Genomic DNA, 16,888 nt, shown 5'->3' with positions numbered 1-16,888 from the left:
TTTATGTCTCCAACAAGTCCAAACCAAGCCAAAAAGCTGATTAAAGTGCCAGAAATGCGCCGTATTAAACATATCCACTTTGTTGGTATTGGTGGTGCGGGGATGTGCGGTATTGCTGAAGTGTTGAGTAACCAAGGCTATAAAGTATCTGGTTCTGATATCAAAGCTTCGAAAACTACGGCACAGCTCGAAGCGAATAACATTAAAGTTTATATCGGTCACACTGCTGACAATATTAAATATGCTGATGTACTGGTGGTGTCGACGGCGATTGATCCTGAAAATCCTGAAGTAAAAGCAGCGATTGAGCAACGTACTCCGATTGTACGTCGTGCTGAAATGTTGGGTGAGCTCATGCGTTATCGTCACGGGATTGCCGTTGCGGGGACACATGGAAAAACCACAACAACCAGCTTGTTGACTACCATGTTGGCGGAAGGCAATCTTGATCCAACCTATGTGATTGGTGGATTGTTGAATAGCACCGGTGTCAATGCAGCGCTGGGTGACAGCCGTATCATTGTGGCTGAGGCGGATGAGTCTGATGCATCATTCTTGTATTTACAGCCGATGGCTGCAATTGTGACCAATATTGATGCGGATCACATGGATACCTATGAAGGTAGTTTTGATAAGTTAAAAGATACGTTTATTCAATTTCTCCATAATTTACCGTTCTATGGTTTGGCTGTTGTTTGTGGTGATGATGCCAATATTCGTGAGATTTTACCGCGAGTTGGTCGTCCAGTATTGACCTATGGTTTTGATGAAGATAACGATATTCGTGCAATCGACGTTGAGCAGGATGGCATGCGTTCACATTTCACTGTGTTGCGCAAAGATCGTGAACCATTGCGTGTTACCGTGAATCAGCCCGGTTTACACAATGTCTTGAATGCGCTTGCAGCAATTGGTGTGGCAACAGATGAAGGTGTATCTGATGACGCAATCTGCCGTGCATTGGCTGGGTTTAGTGGCGTCGGGCGTCGTTTCCAAGTTCAGGGTGAGTTTGAAGTGGGCGATGGCCTCGTGAAGTTGGTTGATGATTATGGTCATCATCCAAAAGAAGTTGAGGCGACGATTAAAGCAGCACGTGCCAGTCATCCAGATCGTCGTTTGGTGATGTTGTTCCAACCGCATCGTTACAGCCGTACACGTGATTGTTTTGATGACTTTGTGGAAGTGTTGTCACAAGTGGACCAATTGTTATTATTGGAAGTTTATTCGGCAGGTGAAAAACCGATTGTTGGCGCAGATAGTCGAGCATTGGCACGCAGTATACGTTTGCGTGGTGAGGTTGAACCGATTTTGGTTGACCCTGTTGATGGAAATTTACCGAGTGTTCTACAAAAAGTGTTACAAGGCAATGACCTGTTATTAACACAAGGTGCGGGTAACGTTGGTGCAATTTCGGTAGAATTGGCTCAGCATCGTCTGTATGCCGAATAATTTTGTTTTGTAAATATTAAAAGTTTTAAGGATATAAACGTGTCAAATGCTGCAAAATTCGGCAAAGTTGCTGTGTTATTGGGTGGGAAGTCAGCTGAGCGTGCTGTGTCATTGGACAGTGGTCAGGCTGTGCTAGAGGCATTATTACGTTCGGGTGTACAAGCTGAGGCATTTGACCCACAAGAGCGCAGTGTGACAGAGCTGGTTGCTTATGATCGTGCTTTTATTGTGTTGCATGGTCGTGGTGGGGAAGATGGTCAAATTCAAGGTGTGCTTGAATGGCTGAATATTCCGTACACAGGCACTGGCGTACAAGGTTCAGCGATTGGGATGGATAAAGTCAAAACCAAGCAAATTTGGCAGGGTAGTGATTTACCAACAGCGCCATATCGTATCATTACGAAAGACACTGATTTAGATGCAGTGATTGCTGATCTTGGTTTGCCAGTCATTATCAAGCCTGTACATGAAGGCTCTAGTGTCGGTATGAGTAAAGTTGAAAAAACCGAAGACTTTGCTGCTGCAATTGCAAAAGCCACAGCACATGATGCAGTGGTGATGGCTGAAAAATGGATTACAGGTCGTGAATTTACCATTTCATTTTTAAATGGTCAGCCTTTGCCAGTGATTCGCCTACAGCCACCTGCTGATGTCGCGTTTTATGACTATGAAGCAAAATACCAACGCAATGATGTGGAGTATGGTATTCCATGTGGATTGAGTGAAGCAGAAGAAAAGACATTACAAGTTCTTTGCTTGCGTGCTTTCCAAGCCGTTGGTGCCGAAGGGTGGGGGCGTATTGATGCAATGCAGGATGAACAAGGCAATTTCTGGTTGTTAGAAGTGAATACTGTCCCAGGCATGACCAGCCACTCTTTAGTACCAAAGGCTGCTCAAGCGGTAGGTTATAGTTTTGATGCGCTCTGTGTTGCGATTTTAGAGCAAACCTTAGCAGCGTCGGTTTAGTTTTATGGCTCAACTTCCTGCATCTATGCGTCGCAAGCAACGACCAGCGATTAGCTCAATCCACGAGAAACCACCGACACCAAAACAAAAAATGGTGAATGCTGGTGGTTGGATATTGCTGGTGGTTGCATTTGCAGTGTTAGCATTGGGCATCTATGGTTTATATAAAGTGATGACCGATGCGACTGTGGCGGAACTGCAGGTCGTTGGTACAAATTCAGAACAAGAAAATCAACAGCTGATCCAGCAGTTGAGTCCAGTGATTAAAGATAATTACTTTACCTCGGATTTAGAGCAAATTCGAGATTACGCGTTAAAAGTGTCTTGGGTTGACCGTGTGGTGGTGTCACGAGCTTGGCCAAATGCAATTCGAGTGCGGGTCATGCCGCGCCATCCGATTGCGCGTTGGGGAACAGGGCGTTTGCTCAGTGACAATGGTGAGGTGTTTAGCGAGGCTGTGCCAAAAGCACATCCTAATCTACCGCTTTTACATGGGCCCGTCAGCCAATCCAAAATGATGATGCGTCGTTATAATGAAATTAGTCAATTGTTTCAGCCAGCAGATTTACGTCTGAAAGAATTGTATTTAACCGAGCGTATGACATGGTTTATGCAGTTTGATTCGGGTTTACGTATTATCGTTGATCAAGATCAAACCATGAATAAGTTACAGCGCTTAAGCCATTTGGCACAAACGGATCTTAAACCTGTATGGCCGAAGATCTCGGCGATTGATTTGCGTTATCGAAATGGACTGGCAATCCAGTGGAGAAATGCAACGCCGCCTAAGATCGTCAACGGTCAGTTTGTTGTAACGATTGATGACACAAGCCTTGCAGGTGGAATTCAGGCAAAGCCATAATACGTGGCTTGAAAACAACAGGCAGTTTGCCCGTACTAAACAACAAAAGATATGGTATTGAAGTAATGAGTGAAACTGTTCCCTCAGTTGTTACGATTGACATTGGGACTCATAAGGTCACAGTTTTAATTGGTAAAATCCATGCGCCCGATAAGATTCAAGTGATTGGCATGGCGTCTGCTCGTAACCGTGGTATGGTGAAAGGCAAGATAGTCAGTCTCGACAAGGTGATTGCGGCTATTAAAAATGCGGTATCCGAAGCTGAGGATATGGCAGAGTGCCGTATTCATAGTGCGTGGGTATCTATTCCAAGTACAGAATTACAAAGTTTTTATGCATCAGGTCGTACGCCTGTGGCAAACCACGATCATATTATTACAACCAATGAAGTGGTGCGCGCTTTAGAACTGGCGAAAGCTAGCCATGTTTCACCTGACTATTATTTGGCGAGTGCTGTGCCGTTAGGTTTTGAGCTTGGCGATTCTGGTGAATGGGTACAAAACCCAGTCAATATGTCAGCGCATAGCATGACAGGACATTATCAGCTCATGATGATGCCAATCAGCACCATGCAAAACCTTGATCGCGCCATGAAAGGGGCGAATATTGGGGTGGAGAAAATGGTCGTATCATGTTTGGCGACCGCTGAGGCGAGTTTGCTCAAAGATGAAAAAGAATATGGCGTATGTTTGGTGGATATCGGAGCTGGTATAACCAATATTGCGGTGTATTTAGATGGTCGTTTAGCTTTGGCGCGAACTTTACAGCGTGGTGGTGAAAATGTAACACGAGATATTGCTGCGGTTCTACAAACCACCACAGAAGAAGCAGAACGTATTAAAATATTACATGGTTGTGTGGATCTCAGTGTGGTGAAGCCTGATCATATGATTCAGGTACAAGGCATTGATGGGACACAAACCATTAGCCGCATTGAATTGGCTGAGATTATCATTGCGCGTTATGAAGAAATTTTTGCGATGATCCGTGAAGAATTAGAGCATAGCGGTGCGATTCATGGTTTGTATCATGGTGTTGTATTAACAGGTGATGCATGTCAGATTGAAGGCATGGTGAATTTGGCACGTCGTATGTTGGGCGTTTCTGCGCATTTGGGCAATCCACCGTTACAGGTCTATGCCGATGATCAACATCTACCAGCACTACGTCGTTCAATGTATGCAACAGCTGCGGGTTTGTTGATGTTTAGCCAAAGTGATTTGCAAGATGTGGTCGAAGAACCAGAAGAAGCAACCGAGCGTAGTTTTGTCGAACGTGTTGCCAATGGTTGGAATGCATTGAATAGCAAATTAAAGGCTATATTTTAGGATTTGCTGAGATTCTGCCTTGAGCGTTATAACTCACATTGCGACATTGGTTTTTTAGCTAATTAGGCAAGGCAGGGTAGAAATCTAAACAAACCCTTAGTTGTAGTTTTTTTTGGGAAAATTTGTTAAGAAGTTGTAATAGTAGGTCACTGTACTTGACAAGCTAGTGATTATTGAACAGCATCCTAAACATCAGTAGTTTTAAAAATCAGGGCAGTAACGGGCTGAAGTAACTGCCATTAATATATTAGGAAATCTAAAGGTCATGGCCTCATTTGAATTTATAGAAGATGAACTAGACGATGGCAACGGTCAAGCCCGTTTCACAGTGTTTGGCGTTGGTGGTGGGGGCGGAAATGCTGTCCAGCACATGGTGCAGTCAGATATTCAAGGCGTGAAATTTGTTTGTGCGAATACGGATAAGCAAGCACTTGATTGTATGAATGCGCCATTCAAAATTCAATTGGGCGAACAAAGTACCCGTGGTTTAGGTGCTGGTGCAAATCCAGAGGTGGGGCAAGTTGCGGCAGAAGAAAGTCGTGAAGTGATTCGTCAACACCTTGAAGGTACAGACATGGTATTTGTTACTGCTGGTATGGGCGGTGGTACAGGTACGGGTGCTGCGCCTGTGGTTGCCGAGGTTGCTAAAGAAATGGGCATCCTAACTGTGGGCGTCGTAACAACACCATTTAACTTTGAAGGTCGTCGTCGTCAAAAGTCTGCTGAAAAAGGTATTGATGCTTTAGAAGCGCATGTTGATTCTTTGATTATTATTCCAAACCAACGCTTACTCAGCGTTTATGGCGATATTTCAATGAAAGATGCCTATAAAAAGGCGGATGATGTGTTGTTGAATGCGGTACGCAGTATCTTTGATTTAGTGGTTAATCGTGGTCATATTAACCTCGACTTCGCAGATTTGAAAACAGCAATGAGTACTCGTGGTTACGCCATGATGGGTGCTGGTCTAGGGCGTGGTGAAGATCGTGCACGCCAAGCGGCTGAACAAGCAATTCGTAGCCCATTGCTTGATAATGTCAATATTATCAATGCCAAAGGCGTGTTAATTAATATCACAGGTGGTGATGACATTACCTTGCGTGAAACAGAAATTATCACTGATGTCGTCAATCAAATCGTTGACTTGGATGAAGGTGAGATTTTCTACGGTACTGTATTTGATCCAGATGCACGTGATGAACTACGTGTGACTGTGATCGCAACGGGCTTAACGCGTAATGCATCTGAAGTAGAAACCAAGAAACGTACCACTCATGCACAGGCTGTTTCCCAAGGTACGCAAACTGTTGATGAAGATGATGTTCCAGCGATCAGTAAGCGTGCAAATACAGAAGCACCGAGTAGTGCAGCGCCAAGTTCATCACCACTTTCATCTCCGATGAGCATTCAAGATTATCTAAAAAATCAACAAAGAAAGTAATTTAATCAATTACTTGGAAACAGGGAGGGCGAGCACCTCCCTTTTTTATTTTTTGTAATAAAGTATTGATTGACATTTCTGCCAACAACAGATTCGATTTATCAAGTGCCAAAACAACCCAAATATGCTAACTTATATCGGTTTTTGCAAATAAAGTTGGCATGGCATGTTGAAACAACGGACTCTTAAACGTGTAGTGAAAGCGAGCGGTATTGGTCTGCACAGTGGTCAAAAGGTGCTGATTAATTTTGTTCCACATCACGTAGATGGAGGAATTGTGTTTCGTCGTATCGACTTGAATCCCCCTGTTGATATACCAGCAAATGCGATGCTGATCCAAGAGGCATTTATGTGCTCGAACCTCGTTCGAGAAGATATCAAGGTCGGTACCATTGAACATGTGATGAGTGCGATTGCAGGGCTTGGAATCGATAATCTCATCGTCGAAGTCTCTGCGTCAGAAGTTCCGATTATGGATGGCAGCGCTGGTCCTTTTATTTATTTGTTGATGCAAGGTGAGCTCGCTGAGCAAAATGCACCGAAGAAATTTATAAGAATTTTAAAACCTGTCGAGGCGCTAATCGAAGATAAACGCGCTATTTTTACACCGCATTCTGGTTTCCAACTGAACTTTACTATTGACTTTGATCATCCCGCCTTTGCTAAAGAATATCAGTCAGCAACGATCGATTTCTCAACTGAAACTTTTGTATATGAGGTGAGTGAGGCGCGAACTTTTGGTTTTATGAAAGATTTGGATTATCTAAAAGCCAATAATTTAGCTTTAGGTGCGAGTTTAGATAATGCGATAGGTGTAGATGATACTGGTGTGGTCAACGAGGAAGGTCTGCGTTTTGCTGATGAGTTTGTACGCCATAAAATATTAGATGCAGTGGGTGACTTATATCTTTTAGGTCATCAAATCATTGCGAAGTTTGATGGTTATAAATCAGGTCATGCACTGAATAACCAGTTATTACGCAATGTTCAGAATGATCCAAGTAGTTATGAAATTGTAACATTTGATGACGAGAATAATTGTCCAATTCCTTACGTAAGTGTGACATAAGTCATTGTCTTTTCTTGCCTATGTTATAATGTAACAAATGAAAGTGAGATGGAAATCACGGAAAATAAGAAGATATTCCATCACTTAAGTTGTACTGTTTACTTTTTATTGCTTGCCAAAAGTAGTAAAGCTTGGCTAAGCTTAGGGTCGCTCACATATTCAGCGGCACTGCGTAAAAGCTCTTGAGTCTCTGAATTAAGTTTCTTTGATGCGGGGGCAGGTTCTGTTGAAACATGTTTTTTGTTTCTCAATCGAACTTGAATTTTGCGTAAATCACGGAATACTTCAAGTTGAGTGAACTGCGCGACATAGTGAGTTTGTAAGTAACTAAGTTGACTAATCATCGCTTGATTTTCACCTGTTATGATCAAAACGCCATGTTGATAACAAACAACCTGCCATTGCTCTGGTTGGGGCAATAATGGTTGAATAATTTTCGTAAGTTTTTGCCATTGTGTGACTTGCGTAGTCAGAAACGTTAAGTTTCCAGTTTTTGTATGTTGTCCTTTCTGTTGAAAAACGTTGTTAGGTTCAGACATGTCAACTTCCTTAGAGGTTACCTGTCCATCTTAAGCGTTTAGTTCGGCTGTGATCAAGGAAGAGATGATAAAGGAACAATTTAAGGACGGTTTCAAGAGGTTTTTTATGCATACGCGTCGTATTTTACTTGCATTTTCACTTGCTGCTTCAGCCGCTTCGGTTGCTTTTGCAGATTATCAAAATATCAATCAAGCCACTGCTGCAGACCGTCTAGAGCAGTTATCTAAAACCTTAGATCAAGGTTCATATACCCATCCTGATGATATTGATCTGCCAGCTGTATCAAATGTCTCTGTTAAATTACGCGAAAAAACCATTGAACTAAACAATGCCAGTATTGAAAAGAAGTATGGTCGCCAAGAGAGTGGACCTTCATTCTCAGCGGGTACGGGTCATTCTTGGTTAGTCAGTCATCCATTGCAAGATGGTCGTGTTAGTTCGACTTGGGGTAACCGTACGCTATTAGGTTCTACTCGCCATCATTCAGGTGTTGATATTGCAGCACCATCGGGCACACCTATCTATGCAACAGGTCCTGGGGTTGTAACCAAATCAGGTTGGGGTACGGGTTATGGTCAATACGTTGAAATTGATCATGGTAATGGCTATGTTACTCGTTATGCGCATGCATCACGCTTAATGGTCAATGCGGGTGAGCGTGTTGGTGCGGGTCAGCATATTGCAAATGTTGGTTGTACTGGTCGTTGCACTGGACCTCATTTACATTTTGAAGTCGTGAAAGATGGCCAACGTCGTAACCCTTCAACTTATCTTGCTTTGTTGCCTTAATGTAATTTGTTAACAGTTGTATATAAATGTTTGAAGAAATCGCCTTTATTGGCGATTTTTTATATTTTTTGTTTGATTTGGGTCAATGACTATTTAGGAAAAAAATATTAAGCGCTTTTGTATTCATTTAGGGCGATACCTTTATGAAGCCAAAACATGATAAATATAGCAATAACAATATAGCTTAAGGGAAAAGGTGAATTATATGGCGTTTTATGGCGACTCAGACGCGCAGGAAACCCAAGAATGGCAAGATGCTTTTGATTCAGTATTACAACATATGGGCACGGAACGCGCTGCTTTCTTACTTGAGAAACTTTATCAACGTGCCATTGCCAAACACGTTCCTATTCAACGCTTAAATACACCTTATCTCAATACTATTTCAGTTGAAGAACAACCTGCCATGCCTGGTGATCAGGATATGGAGCGTCGTATTCGTGCTTTAATCCGTTGGAATGCATTGGCGATGGTTCTTCGCGCCAATAAAACAGGTGATGATTTAGGTGGTCACCTCGCAAGTTTTGCATCGTCTGCAACCCTATATGATGTCGGTTTTAACCATTTCTTCCGCGCCAACAATGATAATTTCGGCGGAGATATGATTTATTACCAAGGACACTGTGCTCCTGGTATTTATGCACGTTCATTCCTTGAAGGACGTTTAACTGAAGAGCAGTTAAGTAATTTTCGCCGTGAAGTTGGTGGTAATGGTTTACCAAGCTATCCACATCCTTATTTGATGCCAGACTATTGGCAATTCCCAACGGTATCAATGGGTCTTGGTCCAATCATGTCGATTTATCAGGCACACATTCAAAAATATTTGATGAACCGTGGTTTGATTAAAGAAGAAGATCGTAAGGTCTGGGCATATCTCGGCGATGGTGAGATGGATGAACCAGAAAGCTTAGGTGCGATTTCATTGGCAGGCCGTGAAAAGCTTGATAATTTAGTCTGGGTGGTTAACTGTAACTTACAGCGTCTAGATGGTCCTGTACGTGGTAACGGTAAAATTATTCAAGAACTTGAATCGATCTTCCGTGGTGCAGGCTGGCGTGTCATTAAAGTAGTATGGGGCCGTCATTGGGATCCATTACTGGCTAAAGATACAAGCGGTGCCTTAAAAGCACGTATGGAAGAAGCTGTTGATGGTGACTACCAGCGCTACCAAGTAAAAGGTGGTGCCTATACGCGTGAGAAATTTTTTGGCAAGTACCCAGAAGCTGCGGAACTTGTAAAAGACTTAAGCGATGAGGACATTGATAACCTTAACCGTGGTGGTCATGACCCTTACAAAGTCTTTGCTGCTTATGCAGAAGCAATGAAAGCAAAAGGTCAGCCAACAGTAATCTTGGCGAAAACCATTAAAGGTTATGGTTTGTCTGAAGAAATTGAAGCGGTGAATAAAACGCACCAAATCAAAAAGATGCAAATTGACTCGTTACGATATGTGCGTGACCGTTTCAATCTTCCATTCACGGATGAGCAGTTAGAAGAACTTCCATTCTATCGTCCAAGTGAAAACTCTCCAGAAATGAAATATATGAAGGCGCGCCGCGATGCATTGGGTGGTTACTTGCCAGCACGTCGTCGTGAGAGTGAGTCTTTAGAGATTCCTGATTTATCTGTATTTGATGCAGTGTTGAAAGGTTCTGGTGGCAAAGAGCAATCCACCACGATGGTGATGGTGCGTTTAATTTCTGCTTTACTCAAAGAAAAAGCAATTAAAGATCGCGTCGTGCCAATTGTTCCAGATGAAGCACGTACGTTTGGTTTAGAGGGTATGTTCCGTCAGTTGGGTATTTATGCCGCTCACGGCCAAAAATATACACCAGAAGACCAAGAACAGCTCATGCATTACCGTGAAGCAAAAGATGGTCACATGTTACAAGAAGGGATCAATGAAGCAGGTGCGATGAGCGCATGGGCTGCTTTGGCAACCAGTTATTCAACCAATAACTTGCCGATGATTCCAATGTACATGTACTACTCAATGTTTGGTTTCCAACGTATTGGTGATATTGCATGGGCTGCTGGTGATGCACAGGCTCAAGGTTTCTTGTTGGGCGCGACTGCGGGTCGTACAACATTAAACGGTGAAGGTTTACAGCACCAAGATGGTCATTCACATATCTTGGCGAACACGATTCCAAACTGCGTATCGTATGATCCATGTTTTGGTTATGAGTTAGCGGTAATCGTACACGACGGTTTACAACGTATGTATGTGAACCAAGAGCGTGTGTTCTATTACTTAACGGTAATGAATGAAAACTACGAACATCCTGAAATGCCAGAAGGCGTTGAAGAGGGCATTAAACGTGGTATGTATTTATTTGAGAAAGATGAAAAAGCAACTGTCCAATTACTTGGTTCAGGTGTAATTCTTCGTGAAGTGATTAAAGCTGCGAAAATCTTACGTGATGAATACCAAATTCATTCAAATGTGTGGAGTGTAACAAGCTTCAACGAATTGGCACGTGATGGTATGGCATGTGAAGAATACAATCGCCTACACCCACTTGCTGAACAAGTGAAAGAATCTTGGGTATCTAAACAATTACGAGGTACGGAAGGTATCGTCGTTTCTGCTACAGATCATATGCGTGCTTATAGTGAACAAATTCGTGCCTATCTTCCAGATGGTCGCCCATTTGTAGCATTGGGTACAGATGGCTATGGCCGTTCAGATACCCGTGCGAACCTACGTAGTTTCTTTGGTGTTGATGCTGCGCATATCGTTGTTGCGACTTTGAAAAAATTAGCGGATGAAGGTGAGGTGGATGCACGTTTGGTGAAAGATGCAATTTCTAACTTTGAGCTAGATACGGATCGTCCAGTAGCCTGGGTTCCACAAGCACATCCAGAAGTTCAGCCAGTTGCTGAATACAATGAAACGCAAACAGGTGAGGGGAACTAAGCATGCAAATTAAGACCCCTGATATTGGTGTAGATAAAGCAAACGTTGCTGAAATTTTAGTAAAAGTTGGTGACCGTGTTGAAGTTGACGACAGTATTGTTGTGCTTGAGTCAGATAAAGCAACTGTTGAAGTGCCTAGCACTTCAACAGGTGTCGTAAAAAGTATCTTGATTAATCAAGGTGATGATGTGACTGAAGGTGTGGCTTTGATCGAGGTCGAAGCAGAAGGGGCAGCACAAGCAGCGCCAACTCCAGTTCCTGCGGCTGAAGAAAAGCCAGCTGCTCCAGCACCTGCACAACAAACTCAAGCTTCAGCTCAACCTGCTGCTACATCAACTGCAACTGTTGACGTAACTGTACCTGACATCGGCGTTGAAAAAGCATTGGTTGGTGAAATCCTCGTTAAAGTGGGTGATCAGATCGATGTTGAACAAAGTATTGTGGTTGTCGAGTCAGATAAAGCGACTGTAGAAGTTCCAAGTAGTGTTGCGGGTATTGTGGAAAGCATTCAAGTGAAAGAAGGCGATACCGTTAAAGAAGGTGTTGTGCTTCTTCAAGTGAAAACAACGTCTGCATCTAGTGCACCAGCTGAGGCGCCTGCTTCTATCACAGCTGCTGCGGCAGCACCTGCACCAGCTCAACAAGAAACTGTAGCAGCGACGGCTACTCAATCTGGTCCAGTGGATATCAATGTTCCTGATCTAGGTGTCGATAAAGCAGTTGTTGCTGAAATCTTAGTTCAAGTTGGCGATAAAGTTGATGTCGACCAAAGCCTTGTTGTGGTTGAGTCAGATAAAGCGACTGTAGAAGTCCCAAGTACGGTTACTGGTGTTGTTAAAGCAATTCATTTACAAGCAGGTCAACAAGTTTCGCAAGGTATATTGCTTGCAACAATTGAAGTTGAAGGTCAAGCAACTGCGGCAGCTCCAGCAGCAAAAGCAGCAGTAGCATCTACTTCACCAGCAACGGCACCTAAAGCGGCAACTCCTGCTCCAACTCAGTCTGCGCCTGCGGCACCATCTGGTACTGACAAGTTAACTAAAGAGCAAGAAGCTGAAAATGCCAAGGTATACGCTGGTCCTGCCGTGCGTAAATTAGCACGCGAATTGGGTGTGGTACTTGGCCAAGTTAAAGCATCTGGTGAACATGGTCGTGTGATGAAAGATGATGTTTTTGCTTATGTAAAAACTCGTTTAACTGCACCGCAAGTTGCTCCAAGCACACAAGCAGCGCCTGTGGCTTCAGGTTTGCCATCGCTACCTGATTTCACCGCATTTGGTGGTGGTGAAGTAAAAGCAATGACGCGTTTGCAACAGGTTTCGGTACCGCAATTGTCATTGAATAACTTCATTCCGCAAGTGACTCAGTTTGACTTGGCTGATATCACTGAGCTTGAAGCATGGCGTGGCGAACTGAAAGATGGCTTTAAGAAGCAAGGCGTTAGTTTAACTATTTTAGCGTTCATCGCGAAAGCGGTTGCTCACTTGTTAAAAGATGAGCCTTATTTTGCAGGTCATTTGGCGGATGATCAAAAGTCTGTATTGCTTCGTAATGAAATCCATATGGGTATTGCGGTTGCAACACCAGATGGTTTGACAGTGCCTGTACTACGTAATCCAGACCAAAAGTCCATTAAGCAAATTGCTACGGAGTTAGCTGAACTTAGTCAAAAAGCGCGTGATCGCAAGTTATCACCAAAAGATTTACAAGGTGCGAACTTCACGATTACCAGCTTAGGTTCAATTGGTGGAACGGCCTTTACGCCATTGGTGAACTGGCCTCAAGTTGCAATCTTGGGTATCTCACCTGCCACCATGCAGCCAGTATGGAATGGTAAAGACTTTGATCCGCGCTTAATGTTGCCGTTGTCATTGTCTTATGATCATCGTGTGATCAATGGTGCGGATGCAGCACGCTTTACCAATAAATTGACTAAATTATTGAAAGATATTCGTACTTTGTTACTGTAATTTCAATGGTTTGATTTGGAATAACCTCGCAATTGCGGGGTTTTCTTTTTTTGAATAGCCTGAATCAATGTAGTGCTTTATTTGTGCAATTTTTTATCTAAAATGAATACTAAATAAGGAGATCTGATGTGGAGTAATAATGTTCGCGGTATATAAAATAATGTTGCCGTTATTGCTGGTTATGTTTGTTGCTATGGGGCTCTGGGTGAGTGTTCTGCATTTCCCGTGGGAATGGGTATTCTATATGGTGATGGGGTTAGAAGTAATGGTTGCTACAGTCGCGATGACAATGGAATATCAAGCACAACAAGTGGGTGGTGTAAGCAGTTGGGGCAGTATGGGTTTTATAGGGAGTAATCTTTTTTTTGCTTGTGTGTTGGGTATATTACGTTATGGATTATGGTGTTATCAAAAAATCTAAATTTAGAGATTTTAAATGGAGAAGGGATTTGTTAAAATAATTAAACTTCATTGGGGAGTAGCCGCTCTTTACGCAAAGTAAAGAGGTGATGATCAACATAATTGTTCAACCGAACATGGTCATCATAGCAAAGAACCAAAGCAGCTCACGCTGTGCTTTTGTTGGCAAGACCTTTGATTTATCACTCTGCATCAATTCATTTGATTTTGGCTAGCAGGAGGGATAGGTCATCGGTATATATGCTAGCCAGAGCAATCCATTATGTATGAATTTCTCATCTCAACTTCGATTGTTGCCCTTGCTGAAATGGGCGATAAAACTCAGCTTTTGGCATTGTTACTTGCTGCGCGATTCCGTAAGCCGATTCCGATTTTAATTGCTATATTATTGGCGACCTTGATCAATCATGGTGTGTCTGCTGTACTAGGTCAGTGGATTACAACTGTACTCAGCCCTGAAATTTTGTTGTGGATTCTGGCGCTTGGATTTATTGGAATGGCGATTTGGATGCTGATTCCGGATGAATTGGGCGATGAATCAGATAACATTAATAAATGGCAAAAGTTTGGTGTATTTGGTGCGACTTTTATCTTGTTTTTCTTGGCAGAAATTGGAGATAAAACCCAAATTGCAACGGTTGCTTTAGCTGCACGTTTTGACAGTATCTTTTGGGTGACGATGGGTACAACCCTAGGGATGATGATTGCCAATGCGCCAGCGGTGTTCATTGGGCACAAGATTGCTGATAAATTGCCGATTTCATTGATTCATAAAGTCGGCGCTGCCATTTTCTTGATTATCGGTGTGTCTACTTTGCTTCAGCATTATTTCTTTTAGGGTTGTAATCTGAAAAACACGCTTTGGCAGAAGTTGTTGAGTTTTTGTTGATTAGAGCGCATTACAATTTTAAAGCCCCTTTGATCAAAGGGGCTTTAAATGATTAATAGTTAAATTTCACAGTAAAATTAATCTGTCGTGGATTGCCTAAGGTGATGAGATTCTCATTGAGCGCACCCGCATAATAGTCTTTATCAAACATATTGCGAATTGCCAATTGGGCACCCCAATGTGCCGCATCATAGCCTGCTTCAGTATCAAAGACGGTATAACCTGGAATATGGACATCTAGTTTATCCATAGTTTTATAAGTTTCGCCGCGGAATCCACCACCTACATACCAGCCAAGTTTTGATGTGGGATCAAATTTATAACGTGCAGAGAAACTGTAGCTGTGTTCTGGGACATTATTAAGTGCTTTGCCAATATTGCTACTATCGGCGTCTTTACTAATTTTGGCATCGGCTGTGTAGGTATAGGCAGCTGTTAATTTTAGGCCTTCTAAAATTTCTGAGCTGAGTTCAGTTTCGATACCACGAGTTAACTGTTCACCACGTTGTACTTTTTCATTTGAATTTACTGAATCATTAACAACTACGTTCTGACGTTTTAAGTCATACCAAGCAATAGCACCTTGAATACGTTGGTCTGGGCTTTGTAACTTCATCCCAACTTCTACCTGTTTTCCTTTTTCTGGCTTAAACGGATTGCTATTGATATCAGTACCACTGTTTGGAGTAAATGAAGTCGCGTAGCTGACATAAGGCGCCACAATGTCATTGAGGGTATACATGACAGAAGCACTACCAGTAAATGCTTCATCAGACTGTTTGCTGCTATTTCCCGTAATCAAACTTGTAGTTTGAGTTTGTGCCCAATCTTGGCGACCAGATAGACTTAACAGTAATTGATCATTGAGTTGAATACGGTCACGAATATATAAACCTGCGTATTTTAAACGGTTAATATCGTGGTTGCTGACAGGATTGGAACAAGTAACAGTTTGTCCATATACGGGAGTGTATATGTTTAAATCACCGACATTACAACGGTTGTTGGTGTAATCACTTTTTTCTTGGAAGGCATCAACACCTATATTGATGTCGTGCTGCATGCCATATAATTCAAATTGGTTATTTAAACGGTTATCAATTGCATAACTTAAGTTATCAATAATTTGGTGGCGACTGTTATTTTTACGGCTGATCGTGGTGTAGTTTTTATCTGCCCAAAAGTTACTACCTGTACGGGCAAAGACTGCTTGACCATCCATTTCAGTTTTTTGTACGGCAAAGTTTTGGTTAAAGTTCCATCCATTTTCAAAGGCGTGCTTAAACGTATAACCAGTACGATATACATCTGCTTCATATTTACCAAAATGAGGATCGCCAATATATAAACTTCGGTCTATAGCGCCGTTAGGGTTATCTTTTAATGTACCAATGACAGGTAAACCTTGTTGGCGAATATATTCTCGATGCTGATAGCTTGCGATGACAGAAAGATCAGTGTTATCCCCTAAGTCAAAGTTATAAGAGGGGGAGATGTAGTAATTTTTAAAATAAACGTAGTCAGTTGGATCATCTTGATCTGAGATACGACCATTTAAACGGAAGGCACCTTTTTCACTCTTATTTGGGCTATAGTTTAAGTCGAAAGTCCCTTCTTTAAGGCTGTAACTACCATAAGTCATGCTAGCTCGTGCAAAGTTTTCCGCTTCAGGTCGTTTGGTGACTAAATTGACCATACCTCCCGGAGCAACCAAACCAAAATTAATCGAAGCAGGGCCTTTTAATATTTGTACTTGATCCATTCCCGAAATTTCAGCAGCTACAGAAGGGGTAGGTGAACTTTGCCCAATTCTTAAACCATCGACATACACCGAGTCAGAAGAAGTTTGGCCTCGAATAATAAAATCATCCCAACCGCGGCGACCAAGCTTTCCGGCCTCTACACCTGCAACCCCTTCAAGTGCATCCGTAAGAGTTCTTGCTTGTTTCTGGTCAAGTTGTTCACGGGTGACAACAGAAACTGATTGAGCAGTTTTAAATAGAGGTGCATTGGATTTGAGTGCTGAAGTCGCTGTCGTGGCGGCATAGGCCTGATCTTGCTGTTGGGCTTTGACCGAAATAGTTGGGAGTATAAGGTCTTGATCTTCTTTAGCATATGCCATGGTCATAGTGCTTAAGATAAGTGTTGCGAGTAAAGTACGATGCGTAACAAGCATAGGGATGTCCAAGGGAGGGAGCAAAATGGCAGGTGAATGCCATGAATGAGAATGGTTATTATTTTA

At 42.5% G+C, this 16,888-nt stretch carries 13 protein-coding genes and 1 riboswitch; of the genes, 11 read left to right on the top strand and 2 right to left on the bottom strand.

Translation table 11 applies throughout. The features are described from left to right. Positions 1–3 precede the first annotated feature (3 nt). The 6 genes from murC to lpxC all read left to right on the top strand — a co-directional run bounded on the left by murC (position 4) and on the right by lpxC (position 7,115). On the top strand, positions 4–1,449 hold the full coding sequence (gene murC / locus F927_RS15980; RefSeq protein ID WP_005087195.1) for a UDP-N-acetylmuramate--L-alanine ligase: 1,446 nt from the start codon (positions 4–6) through the stop codon (positions 1,447–1,449). A 39-nt stretch (positions 1,450–1,488) separates the two neighbouring features. Next, positions 1,489–2,415 carry a D-alanine--D-alanine ligase gene (locus tag F927_RS15975; RefSeq protein WP_005087193.1) on the top strand — a complete coding sequence of 309 codons (927 nt, stop codon included), beginning with the start codon at positions 1,489–1,491 and terminating at the stop codon, positions 2,413–2,415. A gap of 4 nt (positions 2,416–2,419) precedes the next feature. Continuing rightward, positions 2,420–3,277, top strand: coding sequence for a cell division protein FtsQ/DivIB (locus tag F927_RS15970; RefSeq protein WP_005087191.1), 858 nt, complete (start codon positions 2,420–2,422; stop codon positions 3,275–3,277). A 65-nt stretch (positions 3,278–3,342) separates the two neighbouring features. After that, positions 3,343–4,605: a cell division protein FtsA gene (ftsA, locus tag F927_RS15965; protein WP_004641555.1), complete on the top strand. Its 1,263-nt coding sequence runs from the start codon at positions 3,343–3,345 to the stop codon at positions 4,603–4,605. Positions 4,606–4,870: 265 nt separating this feature from the next. Continuing rightward, on the top strand, positions 4,871–6,046 hold the full coding sequence (gene ftsZ / locus F927_RS15960; RefSeq protein ID WP_004641553.1) for a cell division protein FtsZ: 1,176 nt from the start codon (positions 4,871–4,873) through the stop codon (positions 6,044–6,046). Between the two features lie 166 nt (positions 6,047–6,212). Continuing rightward, a complete protein-coding gene (lpxC, locus tag F927_RS15955; RefSeq protein ID WP_004641551.1) occupies positions 6,213–7,115 on the top strand; it encodes a UDP-3-O-acyl-N-acetylglucosamine deacetylase in 903 nt (300 codons plus the stop codon). A gap of 98 nt (positions 7,116–7,213) precedes the next feature. Here lpxC and F927_RS15950 read toward each other — a convergent pair whose 3' ends face one another. Next, positions 7,214–7,654 carry a hypothetical protein gene (locus F927_RS15950; RefSeq protein WP_004641549.1) on the bottom strand — a complete coding sequence of 147 codons (441 nt, stop codon included), beginning with the start codon at positions 7,652–7,654 and terminating at the stop codon, positions 7,214–7,216. 106 nt (positions 7,655–7,760) lie between these two features. On the opposite strand from F927_RS15950, the gene F927_RS15945 reads away from it, so the two are divergent. The 5 genes from F927_RS15945 to F927_RS15925 all read left to right on the top strand — a co-directional run bounded on the left by F927_RS15945 (position 7,761) and on the right by F927_RS15925 (position 14,595). Then, entirely contained in the window at positions 7,761–8,444 is a 684-nt protein-coding gene (locus F927_RS15945) for a M23 family metallopeptidase (protein WP_005087189.1), read from the top strand. 205 nt (positions 8,445–8,649) lie between these two features. Beyond that, positions 8,650–11,367, top strand: a complete 2,718-nt coding sequence (aceE, locus tag F927_RS15940) for a pyruvate dehydrogenase (acetyl-transferring), homodimeric type (RefSeq protein WP_005087187.1) — start codon at positions 8,650–8,652, stop codon at positions 11,365–11,367. A 2-nt stretch (positions 11,368–11,369) separates the two neighbouring features. Beyond that, positions 11,370–13,337: a 2-oxo acid dehydrogenase subunit E2 gene (locus F927_RS15935; RefSeq protein ID WP_005087185.1), complete on the top strand. Its 1,968-nt coding sequence runs from the start codon at positions 11,370–11,372 to the stop codon at positions 13,335–13,337. Between the two features lie 139 nt (positions 13,338–13,476). Continuing rightward, on the top strand, positions 13,477–13,758 hold the full coding sequence (locus F927_RS15930) for a hypothetical protein (RefSeq protein ID WP_005087184.1): 282 nt from the start codon (positions 13,477–13,479) through the stop codon (positions 13,756–13,758). A gap of 40 nt (positions 13,759–13,798) precedes the next feature. Beyond that, positions 13,799–13,937, top strand: a riboswitch (yybP-ykoY riboswitch). Between the two features lie 82 nt (positions 13,938–14,019). Then, entirely contained in the window at positions 14,020–14,595 is a 576-nt protein-coding gene (locus F927_RS15925) for a TMEM165/GDT1 family protein (protein ID WP_005087182.1), read from the top strand. A 103-nt stretch (positions 14,596–14,698) separates the two neighbouring features. Here the strand turns inward: F927_RS15925 and F927_RS15920 are convergent, their stop codons facing one another. Then, positions 14,699–16,822, bottom strand: coding sequence for a TonB-dependent receptor (locus F927_RS15920; RefSeq protein WP_005087180.1), 2,124 nt, complete (start codon positions 16,820–16,822; stop codon positions 14,699–14,701). Positions 16,823–16,888 lie beyond the last annotated feature (66 nt).

This window comes from Acinetobacter haemolyticus CIP 64.3 = MTCC 9819, assembly GCF_000369065.1.
Lineage (GTDB): Bacteria > Pseudomonadota > Gammaproteobacteria > Pseudomonadales > Moraxellaceae > Acinetobacter > Acinetobacter haemolyticus.
The sequence above is the reverse complement of the archived record's forward strand: the minus strand, read 5'-3'. Positions and strand labels throughout refer to the sequence as shown.

Bases quoted from the DNA above. Each gene is read 5' to 3' on its own strand.
- murC (WP_005087195.1), top strand. From the start codon at position 4: ATGTCTCCAACAAGTCCAAACCAAGCCAAAAAGCTGATTAAAGTGCCA.
- F927_RS15970 (WP_005087191.1), top strand. From the start codon at position 2,420: ATGGCTCAACTTCCTGCATCTATGCGTCGCAAGCAACGACCAGCGATT.
- ftsA (WP_004641555.1), top strand. From the start codon at position 3,343: ATGAGTGAAACTGTTCCCTCAGTTGTTACGATTGACATTGGGACTCAT.
- ftsZ (WP_004641553.1), top strand. From the start codon at position 4,871: ATGGCCTCATTTGAATTTATAGAAGATGAACTAGACGATGGCAACGGT.
- lpxC (WP_004641551.1), top strand. From the start codon at position 6,213: ATGTTGAAACAACGGACTCTTAAACGTGTAGTGAAAGCGAGCGGTATT.
- F927_RS15950 (WP_004641549.1), bottom strand. From the start codon at position 7,654: ATGTCTGAACCTAACAACGTTTTTCAACAGAAAGGACAACATACAAAA.
- F927_RS15945 (WP_005087189.1), top strand. From the start codon at position 7,761: ATGCATACGCGTCGTATTTTACTTGCATTTTCACTTGCTGCTTCAGCC.
- aceE (WP_005087187.1), top strand. From the start codon at position 8,650: ATGGCGTTTTATGGCGACTCAGACGCGCAGGAAACCCAAGAATGGCAA.
- F927_RS15935 (WP_005087185.1), top strand. From the start codon at position 11,370: ATGCAAATTAAGACCCCTGATATTGGTGTAGATAAAGCAAACGTTGCT.
- F927_RS15930 (WP_005087184.1), top strand. From the start codon at position 13,477: ATGTTCGCGGTATATAAAATAATGTTGCCGTTATTGCTGGTTATGTTT.
- F927_RS15925 (WP_005087182.1), top strand. From the start codon at position 14,020: ATGTATGAATTTCTCATCTCAACTTCGATTGTTGCCCTTGCTGAAATG.
- F927_RS15920 (WP_005087180.1), bottom strand. From the start codon at position 16,822: ATGCTTGTTACGCATCGTACTTTACTCGCAACACTTATCTTAAGCACT.